The 14,770-nt window shown below is 70.5% G+C and carries 15 protein-coding genes; 2 read left to right on the forward strand and 13 right to left on the reverse strand.

Annotation, left to right across the window (positions count from 1 at the left end; all coding sequences use genetic code 11):
• Positions 1-1,324 precede the first annotated feature (1,324 nt).
• Positions 1,325-2,305, reverse strand: coding sequence for a 2,3,4,5-tetrahydropyridine-2,6-dicarboxylate N-succinyltransferase (dapD, locus tag ACZ5NJ_RS10825; RefSeq protein ID WP_468764398.1), 981 nt, complete (start codon positions 2,303-2,305; stop codon positions 1,325-1,327).
• A gap of 9 nt (positions 2,306-2,314) precedes the next feature.
• Positions 2,315-3,685, reverse strand: coding sequence for an MFS transporter (locus tag ACZ5NJ_RS10830; RefSeq protein ID WP_468764592.1), 1,371 nt, complete (start codon positions 3,683-3,685; stop codon positions 2,315-2,317).
• A gap of 96 nt (positions 3,686-3,781) precedes the next feature.
• Between ACZ5NJ_RS10830 and ACZ5NJ_RS10835 the strand changes: the two genes are divergently transcribed.
• Positions 3,782-4,657, forward strand: coding sequence for a winged helix-turn-helix transcriptional regulator (locus tag ACZ5NJ_RS10835; protein ID WP_468764399.1), 876 nt, complete (start codon positions 3,782-3,784; stop codon positions 4,655-4,657).
• An 85-nt stretch (positions 4,658-4,742) separates the two neighbouring features.
• Here the strand turns inward: ACZ5NJ_RS10835 and ACZ5NJ_RS10840 are convergent, their stop codons facing one another.
• Both ACZ5NJ_RS10840 and ACZ5NJ_RS10845 read right to left on the reverse strand, forming a co-directional pair.
• Positions 4,743-5,282: a TetR/AcrR family transcriptional regulator gene (locus ACZ5NJ_RS10840; RefSeq protein ID WP_468764400.1), complete on the reverse strand. Its 540-nt coding sequence runs from the start codon at positions 5,280-5,282 to the stop codon at positions 4,743-4,745.
• The gene (locus ACZ5NJ_RS10845) at positions 5,282-5,605 is read right to left on the reverse strand and encodes a DMT family transporter (RefSeq protein ID WP_468764401.1); all 324 of its coding nucleotides are present in this window, start codon (positions 5,603-5,605) and stop codon (positions 5,282-5,284) included. The genes ACZ5NJ_RS10840 and ACZ5NJ_RS10845 overlap by 1 nt, the downstream gene beginning before the upstream one ends.
• A gap of 107 nt (positions 5,606-5,712) precedes the next feature.
• Between ACZ5NJ_RS10845 and ACZ5NJ_RS10850 the strand changes: the two genes are divergently transcribed.
• Positions 5,713-6,540, forward strand: coding sequence for a hypothetical protein (locus ACZ5NJ_RS10850; RefSeq protein ID WP_468764402.1), 828 nt, complete (start codon positions 5,713-5,715; stop codon positions 6,538-6,540).
• A 13-nt stretch (positions 6,541-6,553) separates the two neighbouring features.
• On the opposite strand, the gene ACZ5NJ_RS10855 is transcribed toward ACZ5NJ_RS10850, so the two are convergent.
• The 9 genes from ACZ5NJ_RS10855 to ACZ5NJ_RS10895 form a co-directional block, all read right to left on the reverse strand.
• Positions 6,554-7,861 (reverse strand): DUF3616 domain-containing protein, encoded by a 1,308-nt coding sequence (locus tag ACZ5NJ_RS10855; RefSeq protein ID WP_468764593.1) that lies wholly within the window; start codon positions 7,859-7,861, stop codon positions 6,554-6,556.
• Between the two features lie 231 nt (positions 7,862-8,092).
• Positions 8,093-8,437 carry a metal-sulfur cluster assembly factor gene (locus tag ACZ5NJ_RS10860; protein ID WP_007263433.1) on the reverse strand — a complete coding sequence of 115 codons (345 nt, stop codon included), beginning with the start codon at positions 8,435-8,437 and terminating at the stop codon, positions 8,093-8,095.
• Entirely contained in the window at positions 8,434-8,895 is a 462-nt protein-coding gene (gene sufU, locus ACZ5NJ_RS10865) for a Fe-S cluster assembly sulfur transfer protein SufU (protein WP_468764403.1), read from the reverse strand. Before sufU ends, ACZ5NJ_RS10860 begins: the two co-directional genes overlap by 4 nt.
• Positions 8,896-8,920: 25 nt before the next feature.
• Positions 8,921-10,177 (reverse strand): cysteine desulfurase, encoded by a 1,257-nt coding sequence (locus ACZ5NJ_RS10870; RefSeq protein ID WP_468764404.1) that lies wholly within the window; start codon positions 10,175-10,177, stop codon positions 8,921-8,923.
• Entirely contained in the window at positions 10,174-10,938 is a 765-nt protein-coding gene (gene sufC, locus ACZ5NJ_RS10875; protein ID WP_030846240.1) for a Fe-S cluster assembly ATPase SufC, read from the reverse strand. Before sufC ends, ACZ5NJ_RS10870 begins: the two co-directional genes overlap by 4 nt.
• Positions 10,939-10,945: 7 nt before the next feature.
• Positions 10,946-11,263 (reverse strand): bifunctional 3-phenylpropionate/cinnamic acid dioxygenase ferredoxin subunit, encoded by a 318-nt coding sequence (locus ACZ5NJ_RS10880; protein ID WP_042820167.1) that lies wholly within the window; start codon positions 11,261-11,263, stop codon positions 10,946-10,948.
• Positions 11,263-12,441 carry a Fe-S cluster assembly protein SufD gene (gene sufD / locus ACZ5NJ_RS10885; RefSeq protein WP_468764405.1) on the reverse strand — a complete coding sequence of 393 codons (1,179 nt, stop codon included), beginning with the start codon at positions 12,439-12,441 and terminating at the stop codon, positions 11,263-11,265. The genes ACZ5NJ_RS10880 and sufD overlap by 1 nt, the downstream gene beginning before the upstream one ends.
• 67 nt (positions 12,442-12,508) lie before the next feature.
• On the reverse strand, positions 12,509-13,924 hold the full coding sequence (gene sufB / locus ACZ5NJ_RS10890) for a Fe-S cluster assembly protein SufB (protein WP_468764406.1): 1,416 nt from the start codon (positions 13,922-13,924) through the stop codon (positions 12,509-12,511).
• Positions 13,921-14,658 (reverse strand): helix-turn-helix transcriptional regulator, encoded by a 738-nt coding sequence (locus ACZ5NJ_RS10895; RefSeq protein ID WP_468764407.1) that lies wholly within the window; start codon positions 14,656-14,658, stop codon positions 13,921-13,923. The genes sufB and ACZ5NJ_RS10895 overlap by 4 nt, the downstream gene beginning before the upstream one ends.
• Between the last annotated feature and the right edge of the window lie 112 nt (positions 14,659-14,770).

A 14,770-nucleotide genomic window follows, 5' to 3' on the forward strand; every position in this document is an offset into this window, starting at 1 on the left:
CCTCCCTCCACCCCAAGCAGACCGAGCAAACATTTCCTTTTCCCCCCCCCCCCCCCCCCCCCCTTCCCCCCCCCCCCCCCCCCCCCCCCCCGCCCCCGCTCCACATACGTGTGGGTCGACGGCAGACGGGATGGGAGCGGGGCGGGAGCGGGGGCGAAGCAGGGGTCTGCTAGGGCCTTCTCAACGGCCAGGACCATCGCCTTCGGACTCTGCCGAATCGGTCTGACGCAACAGGGGCGGGCCAGGCGTTTCTTTCCTCGCGCGAGAAGTTGGCATAAACCCTCACATCATTGGGGCGTCGCGTCCTCAGCCAAATCGGACGCCCAATGATGATGCGGTCAAACGACGACCCCCCGAACATCCAATACGCTGCCTGCTCGTCCAAAGACGTCGCCTCCTCTTCGGCGAGATCGTAGTAGACCTCAGCAAGCCACTCGCCAGAGCGACGCACATCTCCGTACGTATACCCTCGATTCCAGTCCACGTACGGCTCAGACCCCATCCCCTGCCCCGACGCGATCTGATACGCATAGAAAGCAAGCATGGGCCGAGTCTCAAGCTCCGACCCAAACCCTTGCACTGCATGTTGGCAGCGACCTTCGAGGAACTCACGGACGAAGGTCGCACCCGACGCGGTCCACCCATCGAAGGATGCCGGACCTGAATCGCTTACGTAGTCAGCAAAATTGTCGAGGCTACCGAAAAGGCAGACAACAACTTTAGTCCCGTCCGACGCCTGCACTCTTGTAAACATCAACGAGCCGACCGGGATTCCTGCCGGGGACACGAATTGCCCAAACACGACATTACCGGCTCCAGCAACATAGAGAGCGGAGGAACCCCTGATTGGGTCACCCAGAATGCCACGCCCTAGAGTCTTTTGCACACGTCGAGCAAGCTGCTGCCGGCCTAATGGCCTGGCCTTCGGACTCCACGCCACCTCAGGTGTCATATCGAGAACGGAAGGAACGGTTACTGAAACCTCGCCCCTCGTCTCAACCCTCCCGTCAAGGAGCTCCGCAACCGCACGATCGGACCAATAGAGGTAGTTGTACTCTCCGCGCCGACTGCCCATCCCGACCTCGCCCCTTAGCTAGCCCAACATGACCCTGGCCAGATATTTCCAGGCAGGCACGCGCCGCGTATCCGAAACGGCGGATAGAGGTGCAGCTCCCGGCGCATACTCCAAACCAAGCGCCCTCCCGGGCCGTCTTAGGGCCGTGGGAGGGCGCTCGTTGGTGACCAACGTTGACAACTGGTGGCGGCTTAGCCGCTGGTCAGGGCGTTGGTCGGGTGCTCAGTCGCAGATGAGGGCGGTCGGGCGTCAGTTGTGGCTGTGCAGGACCTCGTTGAGGCCGCCCCAGTTCGCCTTGTACGGGCGGGCCTCGACGGCGCCGGTGACCGAGTTGCGGCGGAAGAGGATGTTGTCGGCGCCGGAGAGCTCCAGGGCCTTGACGATCTGGCCGTCCGGCAGGGTCACGCGGGTGCCGGCGGTGACGTAGAGGCCGGCCTCGACGACGCACTCGTTGCCCAGCGCGATGCCGATGCCCGCCTCGGCGCCGATCAGGGTGCGCTCGCCGATCGAGATGATCTGCTTGCCGCCGCCCGAGAGGGTGCCCATGGTGGACGCGCCGCCGCCGATGTCGGAGCCGTCGCCGACGACGACGCCCGCCGAGATGCGGCCCTCGACCATGGACGTGCCCAGGGTGCCGGCGTTGAAGTTGACGAAGCCCTCGTGCATGACGGTGGTGCCCTCGGCGAGGTGCGCGCCGAGGCGGACGCGGTCCGCGTCGGCGATGCGCACGCCCTTGGGGGCGACGTAGTCGGTCATGCGGGGGAACTTGTCGATCGAGGTGACCTGGAGGTGCAGGCCCTCCGCGCGGGCGTTCAGCCGGACGGTCTCGACCTGGTCGACGGCGACGGGGCCCAGCGAGGTCCAGGCGACGTTGGCGAGGAGGCCGAAGAGGCCGTCCAGGTTCTGGCCGTGCGGCTTGACCAGGCGGTGGCTGAGCAGGTGCAGGCGCAGGTACGCGTCGTGCGCGTCGAGCGGCTTGTCCTCCAGGGAGGCGATCACGGTGCGGACGGCTACGACCTCGACCCCGCGGCGCGGGTCCGGGCCGACCGCCTTGAGCACGGTCTCGCCCAGGAGCTCCGCGGCGCGCTCGGCGGAGAGGCGCTCGGTGCCGGCCGGGCCGGGCTCGGCGGAGAGCTCGGGGGCGGGGAACCAGGTGTCGAGGACGGTGCCGTCGGCGGTGAGGGTGGCAAGTCCGGCGGCGACGGCGCCGGTGGTACGCGTAGCAGTCATGCCCGAAACCTAACCGGCGACGGGCCGCGGCCGCGAACCGGTCTCATGTGCCGGGCGCGGCCCGTGCCGCCCCTCCCCCTCCCCGGAATGCTCCCCTCCGCCCCCGGAAGCCCCGGCCGGCGCCCCGGACGACTCCCCGGCCGGCGCCCCTGACGCGTCCCCGCTGCCGCAGCCCGGGCGCTCCCCGGAGCCCGCCGCGGCGGCGCGGCCCTGGCGCAGGGACAGCCGGATCAGGACCGCACCGGCCCCGGCGGCCAGCGCCGCGCACAGCGGCCACAGCAGCCAGGGCGCCGCCGCGTAGAGGGCGCCGCCGGCCGGCGGGGCGAGGACGGTCCCGCTGACCGAGACGCCCGCGTACAGGCTCTGGAACCGCCCGACGGCGTGCGCGGGGGCCTGGTCGGCGACGTACGCGGTGGCGGTGGTCTTGTAGAGGATCTCGCCGAGGCTGACGAACACCATCATGGCGACGGCGGTGGCCGCGCCCGCGCCCGCGAGCAGCGTCGCGTACCCGGCGCCGACCAGCACCAGCCCGGTGCCGGTGACGGCCAGCGGGGGCCGCGCGCGCAGGGCGACGGCGGCGGGCAGCTCCAGCAGCAGGATGACGGCCCCGTTGACGGCGATGACCAGCCCGAAGGCGCGGACGTCGAGCCCGTGGTCGGCGAGGAAGACCGGGAAGGTGAAGTACTGCTGGCGGTAGACCGTGTCCGCGACGAGGATCGCGCCGAGCAGCACCAGGACGCCGGGCCGGGCCCGCAGTTCCGCCCACACCCCGCCGCGGTCCCGACCCCCGTCCGGGGCCGCGGCGGGGGTGCGGGAGGCGCCGCGCGCCGGGACGACGCGGGCGGTCCAGAGGGCGAAGAACAGGGTGCCGAGGCCGTCCGCGAGGAAGAGCCAGTCGTACGAGAGCCCGGCCGCGATCAGGGCCCCGAGCGGCGGGCCGAGGGTGAAGCCGCCGTTGGACACGCACCGTACGACGGCGAAGGCCTGCCGGCGGGCGCCCTCGGGGACGGTGACGGCGACCAGGGCGGAGTTGGCCGCCCGCACCACCCCGTTCGCGTACTGGGCCAGCGGCAGCGCGGCGTACAGCAGGGGCGTCGTCAGCAGCGGCAGGGTCGTCAGGGCCAGCCCGCCGAGCGCGGAGGCGACGAGCAGGACCCGGCGGTGGCCGAAGCGGTCGCCGTACCAGCCGCCGGTGAAGTTCCCGGCGACCAGGCCGATGCCCCCGATGCCGGTGACCACGCCCGCCTGGGCGGCGCCGAGGCCGCGCGGTCCGGTCAGGTAGAGGAAGACGAAGACGAAGGTGAAGCTGACGACGGCGTTGACGAACACCCCCGCAGCCAGCAGCCACACAACCCGCGGTACGTCCTTGAACCCCTGCAGCACACCCGTGTCCCCCTTGTCGCGTCCGAGTGAGTTCCTTTTGGGAACGGACTATGTCAGCATGACAGCCTTGGGTCAACGGACAAAGGAGTTCCCATGGCCCAGCGCACGCACCTCGGCGACGCGGACTGCTCCATCGCCCAGGCCCTCGACGTGGTGGGCGACTGGTGGACGCTGCTGATCGTGCGGGACACCGCGCGCGGGCTGTACCGCTTCGAGGAACTCCAGCGGGAGCTGGGGGTGTCCCGGAAGGTGCTCGCCGAGCGGCTGAAGCTGCTGGTCGAGGCCGGGGTGCTGACGCGCGAGCCGTACCAGGAGCGCCCGGTGCGGCACGAGTACCGGCTGACCCCGCGCGGGCGGGGGCTGCTGCCGGTCCTGGTGGCCCTCCAGGACTGGGGCGACACCTGGGTCCTGGGAGAGGGAGAGATGACCGCGACGACGGAGGAGTCCTCGAAGGAGGCCGCACGGGTCCACGCGCTGCGCGGCACCCGGCTGCCGGAGCTGCTGCTGCCGGACCGGTTCGGCGAGCTCCGGGACCCGGTGGCGGACACGCCCTTCACCGTCCTGTACTGCTTCCCCGGCGCCTACGCCCGCGCCGAGTCCTACCCGCCCGGCTGGGGCGGGATCCCGGGGGCGAGGGGCTGCACGCTGGAGTCCTGCACCTTCCGCGACCAGCTGGCGGAGTTCACCGCGGCCGGCGCGACCGTGCACGGGGTCTCGACGCAGCGGCCGGACGAGCAGCGGGAGTTCGCGGAGCACGAGCGGCTGCGGTTTCCGCTGCTGTCGGACGCGGAGCTGGGGTTGGTCACGGCCCTGCGACTGCCGACGTTCCGCGCGGCGGGGGTGAGCCGGATCAGGCGGTTGACGCTGGTGCTGGACCGGGAGCGGGTGGTGCGGGAGGTGTTCTACCCGGTCCGGGACATCGAGGCGAGCGTGGCCGCTGCGCTGGCTGCGGTCCGGGCGGCGGGGTAGCCGGGGGCTGCGGGGGTCCCCCGGACGGAGTCCGGGGGAAGGCTGGGGGGGGGAGGGCGGGGGGCCTCGCCCCGCGCAGCGGCGGCTACGCCGGACGCAGGACGCGGGTCAGGACGTCCCGGACGTACGCGGCGTCGTACGGCGCGCCCGTCAGCAGCACCTGGAGGGTGATGCCGTCCATCACCGCCACCAGCGCCCGCGCCGTCACCGGATCGGTGTGGTCCGCCAGGGCCCCCGCCACGGCCTCGCACCACTCGGCGGCGACCTCCCGCAGCGCGGGCCGGCGCAGGGCCGCCAGGTACAGCTCGCACTCCAGCTCCGCCCGGCCCCGGTCGGCCCCCAGCCGCTCCCCCAGGAGCCGGGCCAGCGCCTCCGCCAGGTCCTCGCCCGGGCGCAGCACGAGCGCCGGCGGGTACGCCGCGTTCGCCTGCCGCAGGGCCGCGACCAGCAGGTCGTCCAAGGTCTTGAAGTGGTACGTCGTCGAGCCCAGCGGGACGTCCGCCTCCGCCGCCACGCTGCGGTGGCTCAGCCCGGCGATCCCCTTGGCCCCGACCACCCGGATCGCGGCGTCGATGATCCGCTGCCTGCGCCCGGGGTCGTACCGGCGCACCGGGGCGGCGGCCATCAGTGGGTCGCCCCGCCCAGGTTGAGCAGGACCACCCCGCCGATGACCAGCGCGATCCCGGCGATCTTCGCCGCGCTGGCGGTCTCGCCCATGAACACCATGCCGATCGCGGCGATGGCGGCGGTGCCGACCCCGGCCCAGATCGCGTACGCGGTGCCCACCGACATCGACTTGAGGGTCTGGGCGAGCAGGGTGAAGGCGATGACGTAGCCCAGCAGGGTGCCCAGGGAGGGCCACAGCCGGGTGAAGCCCTCGCTGTACTTCATCGCGGTGGTCCCGGCGACCTCGGCGGCTATGGCCATGGCAAGCAGTACGTAGGGCATGCGTACGACTGTACGCATCGATGCGTACACATGTACACACGCAGACCCCGGGACACCGGCGCGCATCGGAGCTACGGTGTCCCCACGCAGGGGACAGGGGGCCGCTCATGGCGATGCATCATGGGACCCATCCGGGCGGCGGCTGGCTGCCCCCGGGACGCCCCGGGCCCGGGGTCGTACCCCTGCGGCCGCTGGGCACCTCGGACATCCTCGGCGGCGCCCTCGCCGCCCTGCGCCGTTACGGCGGCACGCTGTGCGGCGCGCTGCTGCTGGGGCAGCTGATGGCGGGGCTGCTGGTCACCGCGGCGGCCGGCGCGGCCACGCTGGCCTCGCTCAGCCCGAGGTCGGGCAGCCGGGTCTTCGTCTGGACCCTGTTCCCGGCGGCGGGCCTGTTCCTGCTGTTCACCTGCGCCCTGGCCACCGCCCTGATCGCGGCCCTGCTGCGCCCCGCGGTGCTCGGCCGGCCCGTGACCGCGCCGGGCCTGCTGCTCGCCGCGCTGCCCCGCACCCCGGCGGTGCTCGGCGCCCAGCTGCTGGCCCTGCTGGCCGCGGCGGGGCCGCTCGTCGTGCTGCTCGCGCTGGGGGTGCCACCCCTGGCGGCGCTGCCCCTGCTCCCCGTCGCGCTCTGGCTCGGGGTGCTGTCCTCCCTCGCCCCGACCGCCGCCGGGTACGAGCGGCTCGGGCCGGTGGCGGCGCTGCGGCGCTCGGCGCACCTGGTGCGCGGCGCGTGGTGGCGGGCCCTGGCCGTGACCGCCCCGGCGGTGGTGTTCACCGGGGCGGCGGCGTACGGGCTGCTGCTGTGGCTCGGGCTGCCGGGGGCCCTGTCGGCGCTGGTGCTGCTGCCGGCGTTCCCGCAGCTGCCGGCCGGACTGCTCTACGTGGACCGGCGGATCCGCCGCGAGCACCTCGCCGAGGCCTTCGCGGCCGACGCCTGACCGGAGGGACGGCCTAGGACAGGGTGAACCAGGCGGCGCGGGACTTCTTGAACTCCGGGTGCGTGAGGTCCTTGGCCTCGATGCCGTCCCCGTAGAGGTCGGCCGAGCCGCTGTCGGTGATCAGCTGGACGCGCGCACCCGGTACCGACAGGTCGGGGACCTCGACGATGGCCTCCCAGCCGCCCGGGTCGGTGGTCGGCAGGTCGGCCCGCTTGACCGGGGCGTGGCCGGCGATCCCGTCCCACTGGTAGAGGGCGTAGGGGTCGGAGTTGTCGTCCGCCGCCCAGGAACCGGCCAGGATCAGGTACTGGTCCTGCGCGTTCTTGCGGATGTCGCGGACCGACAGCCCGCCCAGGTCCAGCTCGATCGCCGAACCGAACGTCGCCGCCGACCCGTTGGACAGGACCTTGTCGAAGTTGGTGACGGGGACCAGCAGCGCCTTGCCGCCGGGCACCACCGGGGCGAGCGGGGCGCGGAAGCCCACGTAGGCGGTGGTGGTGGAGCCGGGGGCGAACTCCAGGCCCTCCACGTTGAACCCGTCGATCTGCTTGGGCGCCTGGCCCGCCGCCGTGCCCGCCGCGAAGCCGTACCGGTCGCCCTGCGCCCGGTCCCAGGCGACGAGGTCCTCGCGCAGGTGCTTGTACGAGCGCCCGTACGCGAGCTGCGTGGCCGAGCCGGAGCCGCTGACGGTGGTGGTGAACACCGTGTTGCGGGGCGCCTTGTACGCGCCGTCCTTGTTGTTGCCGAGCGAGCCGGTCCAGTAGATCGTGTCGCCGATCCGGGCGGCGCCCTCGATGTCCACCTCCTTGGTGACCCCGAGCTGGGAGCTGAAGTCCCAGGTGCGCACGGGGGCGTCGGAGCGGGAACGGTCGTACAGGCGCAGCACGTTGTTCTCGTCGTCCGCGACCACGGTGAAGCCGCCGCCGACATCCACGGCGGCCGAGGAGTCCGAGGCGCCGCTGAAGTAGCGGGCGTCGGCCGGGTTCTGGACAGCGGCGGAGGCGGCGTAGGAGAGGGTCCTGGTGGCGGTCTTGCCGCCGAGCCCGGTGACCTTGATCGTCAGGGTGGTGTAGCCGCGGCCGTGCGCGGTGACGGCCAGCCGGCGCACGGCCTGGGTGCCGGTGACCGTGACGTCGCCGGTGCCGGCGACGGAGGTCTTGCTGGAGGCGGAGGCGCTGACGGTCAGAGCGGAGACGTCGGCGCCGCTCTGGCCGACGGTGACGTCGACGGTCTGGTCGCCGACCCCGTTCACCGAGCCCGACAGGTAGCCGGCGGACAGCGAGATGGTGGGGGTCCCGTAGGTGACCGCGTGCGCGGGCATGACCGTCGCGGCGACGATCAGCGCGGCGATGCCCGCGGCGCCCGCGATACCGAGCTGCTTCTTCAAGGTGGCGTCCTCTCCCTCACGGCGGCGTCACACCGTGACGGCCGTCGAGAACGATCGGCCATCCTGGCCAACTTCCGGTGCACACCGTCCGTCGGCCGGAAGAACCCCGAAGAACAGGGAGGGCCCCCGGCACGACCGTGCCGGGGGCCCTCGCGACCGCGCGGGTCAGACGTTGAAGCCGAGCGCGCGCAGCTGTTCACGGCCGTCGTCCGTGATCTTGTCCGGACCCCACGGCGGCATCCAGACCCAGTTGATGCGCAGTTCGTTGACGATGCCCTCCGTCGCCGACTTCGCCTGGTCCTCGATGACGTCCGTCAGCGGGCAGGCCGCCGAGGTCAGGGTCATGTCGAGGGTGGCGATGTTCGCGTCGTCGATGTGGATGCCGTAGATCAGGCCCAGGTTGACGACGTCGATGCCCAGCTCGGGGTCGACCACGTCGTAGAGGGCCTCGCGGACCTCCTCCTCGGTGGCCGGCTTGATCGACGCCTCGGGCGTCGCGTTCTCGGTCATGCCGTCTTCCTCTCCGCGTCGCCCAGTACCTGGGCGGTCGCGTCCTTCCACGCCATCCAGCTCAGCAGAGCACACTTCACGCGCGCCGGATACTTGGAGACGCCGGCGAACGCGACCGCGTCCTCCAGCACCTCCTCCATCGCCTCGTCCGGCTCGATCTTGCCCTTGGACTGCATCAGCTCCAGGAACACGGCCTGGATCTTCTGCGCCTCGGCCAGCTGCTTGCCGACCAGCAGCTCGTTCAGCACGGACGCGCTGGCCTGGCTGATGGAGCAGCCCTGGCCCTCGTAGGAGACGTCGGTGAGCGTCTCGCCGTCGTACTTCACGCGCAGCGTGATCTCGTCGCCGCACGTCGGGTTGACGTGGTGCACCTCGGCGTCACCGTCGCGCAGGCCACGCCCGTGCGGGTGCTTGTAGTGGTCCAGGATCAGTTCCTGGTACATCGAATCCAGCTTCACAGCGTCCTCGTCCTCATCGCCTTCGTCAGCCGAAGAAGTTCCGTACGTGCTCCAGCCCGTCGATCAGCGCGTCGACGTCGGCGGGAGAGGAGTACAGGTAGAAAGACGCCCGCGTGGTCGCCGGAATTCCGTAGCGCAGGCAGACCGGGCGCGCGCAGTGGTGTCCCACGCGGACCGCGATGCCCTGCTCGTCCAGGACCTGGCCCACGTCGTGCGGGTGGATGTCGCCGAGTACGAAGGAGATCGCGGCGCCGCGGTCCTCGGCCGTGGTGGGGCCGATGATCCGCAGGTCGGGCACCTCCTGGAGGCGCTTGACCGCGTACTCGGTGATCGCGTGCTCGTGCGCGGCGATCTTGTCCATGCCGATCGAGGTCAGGTAGTCCACGGCCGCGCCGAGGCCGACGGCCTGGGCGATCGGGGGCGTGCCCGCCTCGAACTTGTGGGGGGCCGGGGCGTACGTCGAGGCGTGCATCGAGACGGTCTCGATCATCTCGCCGCCGCCGAGGAACGGAGGCAGGTCCTCCAGGAGCTCCTGGCGGCCCCACAGGACGCCGATGCCGGTCGGGCCGCACATCTTGTGGCCGGTGAAGGCCACGAAGTCGGCGCCGAGCGCCTGCACGTCCAGCGGCATGTGCGGAGCGGCCTGCGAGGCGTCGATCAGCACCAGGGCGCCGACGTCCTGGGCACGCCGGACGATCGCCTCGACCGGGTTGACCGTGCCCAGGATGTTGGAGACCAGCGTGAAGGAGACGATCTTCGTCTTCTCCGTGATGACCTCTTCGAGGTTCGACAGGTCGAGCCGGCCGTCGTCGGTGAGGCCGAACCACTTCAGCTTCGCGCCGGTGCGCTGCGCGAGCAGCTGCCACGGGACGATGTTGGAGTGGTGCTCCATCTCCGTGATGGCGATCTCGGTCTCGCGGTCGACCCGGTAGGGCTCGTCCGCCCAGCCGAGCATGTTCGCGACCAGGTTGAGCGACTCCGAGGCGTTCTTGGTGAAGATCACCTCGTCGCGGCTCGGCGCGTTGATGAAGGCGGCGACCTTGTCGCGGGCGCCCTCGTACAGCGCCGTGGCCTCCTCGGCGAGCACGTGCACGCCGCGGTGGACGTTGGCGTTGTGCTGCTCGTAGTACTCGTTCAGCGCGTCGAGCACCTGGCGCGGCTTCTGCGAGGTCGCCGCGTTGTCCAGGTAAACGATCTTCTTCCCGTCGTGGACCACACGATCCAGCAGGGGGAAGTCCTTGCGGATCGCCTCGATGTCGAGGAGGCCAGGCAGCTGTGTCACGCGGTCGCGCCACCCTTCACGTACTTGTCGTAGCCCTCGTTCTCCAGCTGGTCGGCGAGCTCGGCGCCGCCGGACTCGGCGATGCGGCCGTTCGCGAACACGTGCACGAAGTCGGGCTTGATGTAGCGCAGGATGCGCGTGTAGTGGGTGATCAGCAGGGTGCCGACCTCGCCGGTCTCGCGGACGCGGTTGACGCCCTCGGAGACGATGCGCAGGGCGTCGACGTCCAGGCCGGAGTCGGTCTCGTCGAGGATCGCGATCTTCGGCTTGAGGAGCTCCAGCTGGAGGATCTCGTGGCGCTTCTTCTCACCGCCGGAGAAGCCCTCGTTGACGTTGCGCTCGGCGAAGGCCGGGTCCATCTGGAGCTGCTCCATGGCGGACTTGACCTCCTTCACCCACGTGCGCAGCTTGGGGGCCTCGCCGCGGATGGCGGTGGCGGAGGTGCGCAGGAAGTTGGAGACCGAGACGCCGGGGACCTCGACCGGGTACTGCATGGCGAGGAAGACGCCGGCGCGGGCGCGCTCGTCGACGGACATCTCCAGGACGTCCTCACCGTCGAGGGTCACGGTGCCACCGGTGATGGTGTACTTCGGGTGACCGGCGAGGGAGTACGCCAGGGTGGACTTGCCGGAGCCGTTCGGGCCCATGATGGCGTGCGTCTCACCCTGCTTGACCGTCAGGTCGACGCCCTTGAGGATCTCGCGGGCGCCGTTCTCGGCCTCGACGGAGACGTGCAGGTCGTGGATTTCAAGCGTTGCCATGGGTACCTCAGGACTCCTGGGTGAGGGAGACGAGCACGTCGTCCCCTTCGATCTTGACGGGGTAAACGGGGACGGGGCGCGTCGCGGGCAGACCGGAGGGCTTGCCGGTGCGCAGGTCGAAGGCCGACCCGTGCAGCCAGCACTCGATCATGCAGTCCTCGACCTCACCCTCCGAGAGCGAGACGTTCGCGTGCGAGCAGATGTCGTTGATCGCGAACACCTCCCCCTCGGTGGAGACGATGGACACCGGCGTGCCGTCGAGTTCCACCCGCTTGGGGGTGTTCTCCTCCAGCTCGCTCAGCGCGCAGGCCTTGACGTACGTCATCAGACGGCCGCCGCCAGCTCGGCCTCGATCTTCGCGATCAGGCGCTCCTCGATGTCCGCGACACCGATCTGCTGGACGAGCTCGGCGAAGAAGCCGCGCACGACCAGGCGGCGGGCCTCGTCGGCCGGGATGCCGCGGGCCTGGAGGTAGAAGAGCTGCTCGTCGTCGAAGCGGCCGGTCGCCGAGGCGTGACCGGCGCCGACGATCTCGCCCGTCTCGATCTCCAGGTTCGGCACCGAGTCGACGCGCGCGCCGTCCGTCAGGACGAGGTTGCGGTTCATCTCGTAGGTGTCGGTGCCCTCGGCGGACTTCTCGATGAGGACGTCGCCGATCCAGACCGCGTGGGCGTCCTGGCCCTGGAGCGCACCCTTGTAGACCACGTTGGACTTGCAGTGCGGGGCGTCGTGCGTGACCAGGAGGCGGTGCTCCTGGTGCTGGCCGGCGTCCGTGAAGTACAGGCCGAGCATCTCGGCCTCGCCGCCGGGGCCCGCGTAGGTGACGCGCGGGTGCAGGCGGACGAGGTCGCCGCCGAAGGTCACGACGACGGACTTGAAGCTCGCGTCGCGGCCGATGAGGGCGTTGTGCTGCGAGGTGTGGACCGCGGTGTCGTCCCAGTCCTGGACGGACACGAAGGTCACCTTGGCGCCGTCGCCGACGAGGACGTCGACGTTGGCGGCGCGCACGCCGTCACCGGTGTGGTCGATCACGATGATCGCCTCGGCGAACGGCTTGATGTCGAAGACGGTGTGCCCGAAGGTCGTGCCGCCCTCACCGTGCAGCGCGACCCGGATGGGCTCGGCCAGCACGGTCTCCTTGGGCACGGTGACGACCGTGGCCTTGGCGAACGAGGAGAAGGCCTGGGCCGCGACGCGGTCGACCGGGGTGCCGGCCTTGCCGATGCGCTCGTCGTCGCGCTCGACGGACTCGACCGTCACGCCCTCGGGGGCGTCGATCTGGGCCTTCATGGTTCCGTTGGCGACCGCGGTGCCGTCGTGCAGGCCCTTGAGGCGGGCGAGCGGGGTGAACCGCCACTCCTCCTCGCGGCCGTGCGGGACCGGGAAGTCGGCCACGTCGAAGGACGGGGGCGCACTCATCCGGGTGGCGACGGTGGACTCGGCGGCCACCGCGATCGCGCCGGCGGTGGTGGAGCCCGCCGGAATATTCTGAGCCTCAGCCATGGCTGTCGTTCTGCTCTCTTCCTACGTCAAGAAATGTGCTGCGGGTGGGATGGGCCGGACGGCGGTACTAGCCGACCGAACCCTCCATCTGCAGCTCGATCAGCCGGTTGAGCTCCAGCGCGTACTCCATCGGCAGCTCCTTGGCGATCGGCTCGACGAAGCCGCGCACGATCATCGCCATGGCCTCGAACTCGGTGAGGCCGCGCTGCATGAGGTAGAAGAGCTGGTCGTCGGAGACCTTGGAGACGGTGGCCTCGTGGCCCATCGTCACGTCGTCCTCGCGGACGTCGACGTAGGGGTAGGTGTCCGAGCGGGAGATGGTGTCGACCAGGAGCGCGTCGCACAGCACGTTGGACTTGGAGCCCGAAGCGCCCTCGCCGATCTCAACCAGACCGCGGTAGGAGGTGCGGCCGCCGCCCCGCGCCACCGACTTGGAGACGATGTTCGAGGAGGTGTTCGGCGCCATGTGGACCATCTTGGAGCCGGCGTCCTGGTGCTGGCCCTCGCCCGCGAAGGCGATGGACAGGGTCTCGCCCTTGGCGTGCTCGCCCATCAGGTAGACGGCCGGGTACTTCATGGTGACCTTGGAACCGATGTTGCCGTCGATCCACTCCATGGTCGCGCCCTCGTACGCCACGGCGCGCTTGGTGACCAGGTTGTAGACGTTGTTCGACCAGTTCTGGATGGTCGTGTAGCGGCAGCGGCCGCCCTTCTTGACGATGATCTCGACCACGGCGCTGTGCAGCGAGTCCGAGGAGTAGATCGGGGCGGTGCAGCCCTCGACGTAGTGGACGTAGGCGTCCTCGTCGACGATGATCAGCGTCCGCTCGAACTGGCCCATGTTCTCCGTGTTGATGCGGAAGTAGGCCTGGAGCGGGATGTCCACGTGGACACCCTTGGGGACGTAGATGAAGGAGCCGCCCGACCACACGGCGGTGTTCAGCGAGGCGAACTTGTTGTCGCCCACGGGGATGACCGTGCCGAAGTACTCCTGGAAGAGCTCCGGGTGCTCCTTGAGCGCGGTGTCGGTGTCGAGGAAGATGACGCCCTGCTGCTCCAGGTCCTCGCGGATCTGGTGGTAGACGACCTCGGACTCGTACTGGGCCGCGACACCGGCGACGAGGCGCTGCTTCTCCGCCTCGGGGATGCCGAGCTTGTCGTACGTGTTCTTGATGTCCTCCGGCAGGTCCTCCCAGGACTCGGCCTGCTTCTCGGTGGACCGGACGAAGTACTTGATGTTGTCGAAGTCGATGCCCGAGAGGTCCGAGCCCCACTTCGGCATGGGCTTCTTGCCGAACAGCTTGAGGCCCTTGAGGCGGAGGTTCAGCATCCACTCCGGCTCGGACTTCTTCGCCGAGATGTCGCGGACGACGTCCTCGGACAGACCCCGCTTGGCAGCGGCGCCGGCCGCGTCGGAGTCGGCCCAGCCGTATTCGTAGGTGCCCAGGCCATCGAGCTCAGGGTGAGCAGTCTCCGTGGTCATGCGGGGTTCCTCCCGGCCGTACTTGCAGATGCTGGTGTGTCGTGCTGTGCCGCGCTTCGCGGGATGAACGTGGTGCACACCCCGTCGCCGTGGGCGATCGTGGCGAGGCGCTGCACATGCGTCCCGAGCAGGCGGGAGAAGACCTCGGTCTCCGCCTCGCAGAGCTGCGGGAACTGCTCGGCGACGTGCGCGACCGGGCAGTGGTGCTGACAGAGCTGTTCACCGCTGTGCGGACCGGGAGCGCTCTTCGCCGTAGCAGCGTACCCGTCCGCGGTCAACGCCTTCGCGAGGGCCCCGGTGCGGTCCCCGGGCGCGGCCGCCTCGACGGCTTCCCGGTAGGACTCCGCCTGTGAGGCCATCCTCGCCCGAGCGAAGTCGGCGACGGCCGCCTCGCCCTTCTCCCCGCCGCCCACGGACTGCGCGATCCAGCGCAGGGCGTCCGCGGCGAGCGTGTCGTAGGACTGGTCGAAGGCGTCGCGCCCGCAGTCGGTCAGCGCGAACACCTTGGCGGGCCGACCCCGGGTGCGTGCGCCGTACACACGCTGCTCACGGGGTGCGACCACGTCGTCGGCGACGAGCGTGTCGAGGTGGCGGCGGACGGCGGCCTGGGTGAGGCCGAGACGCTGCGCGAGGTCGGCGACGGTGGAGGGGCCGTGGTCCAGGATGGACCGCGCGACCCGGTTGCGGGTCGACCGCTCCCCGGTCGCGAGCTCCCCCTGGGGGGCCTCGCTCATCCGTTCGCCGTATTTCACAACGCCATTGTTGCGTAATTACCGGAGCCCCGACAAGCCGTGACGGACGCCACTCCTGGTGTCCTCCATCACTAAGGGTTACCTAATCTCTCGA

The sequence above is a fragment of the Streptomyces sp. NPDC032091 genome (genome assembly GCF_055580265.1).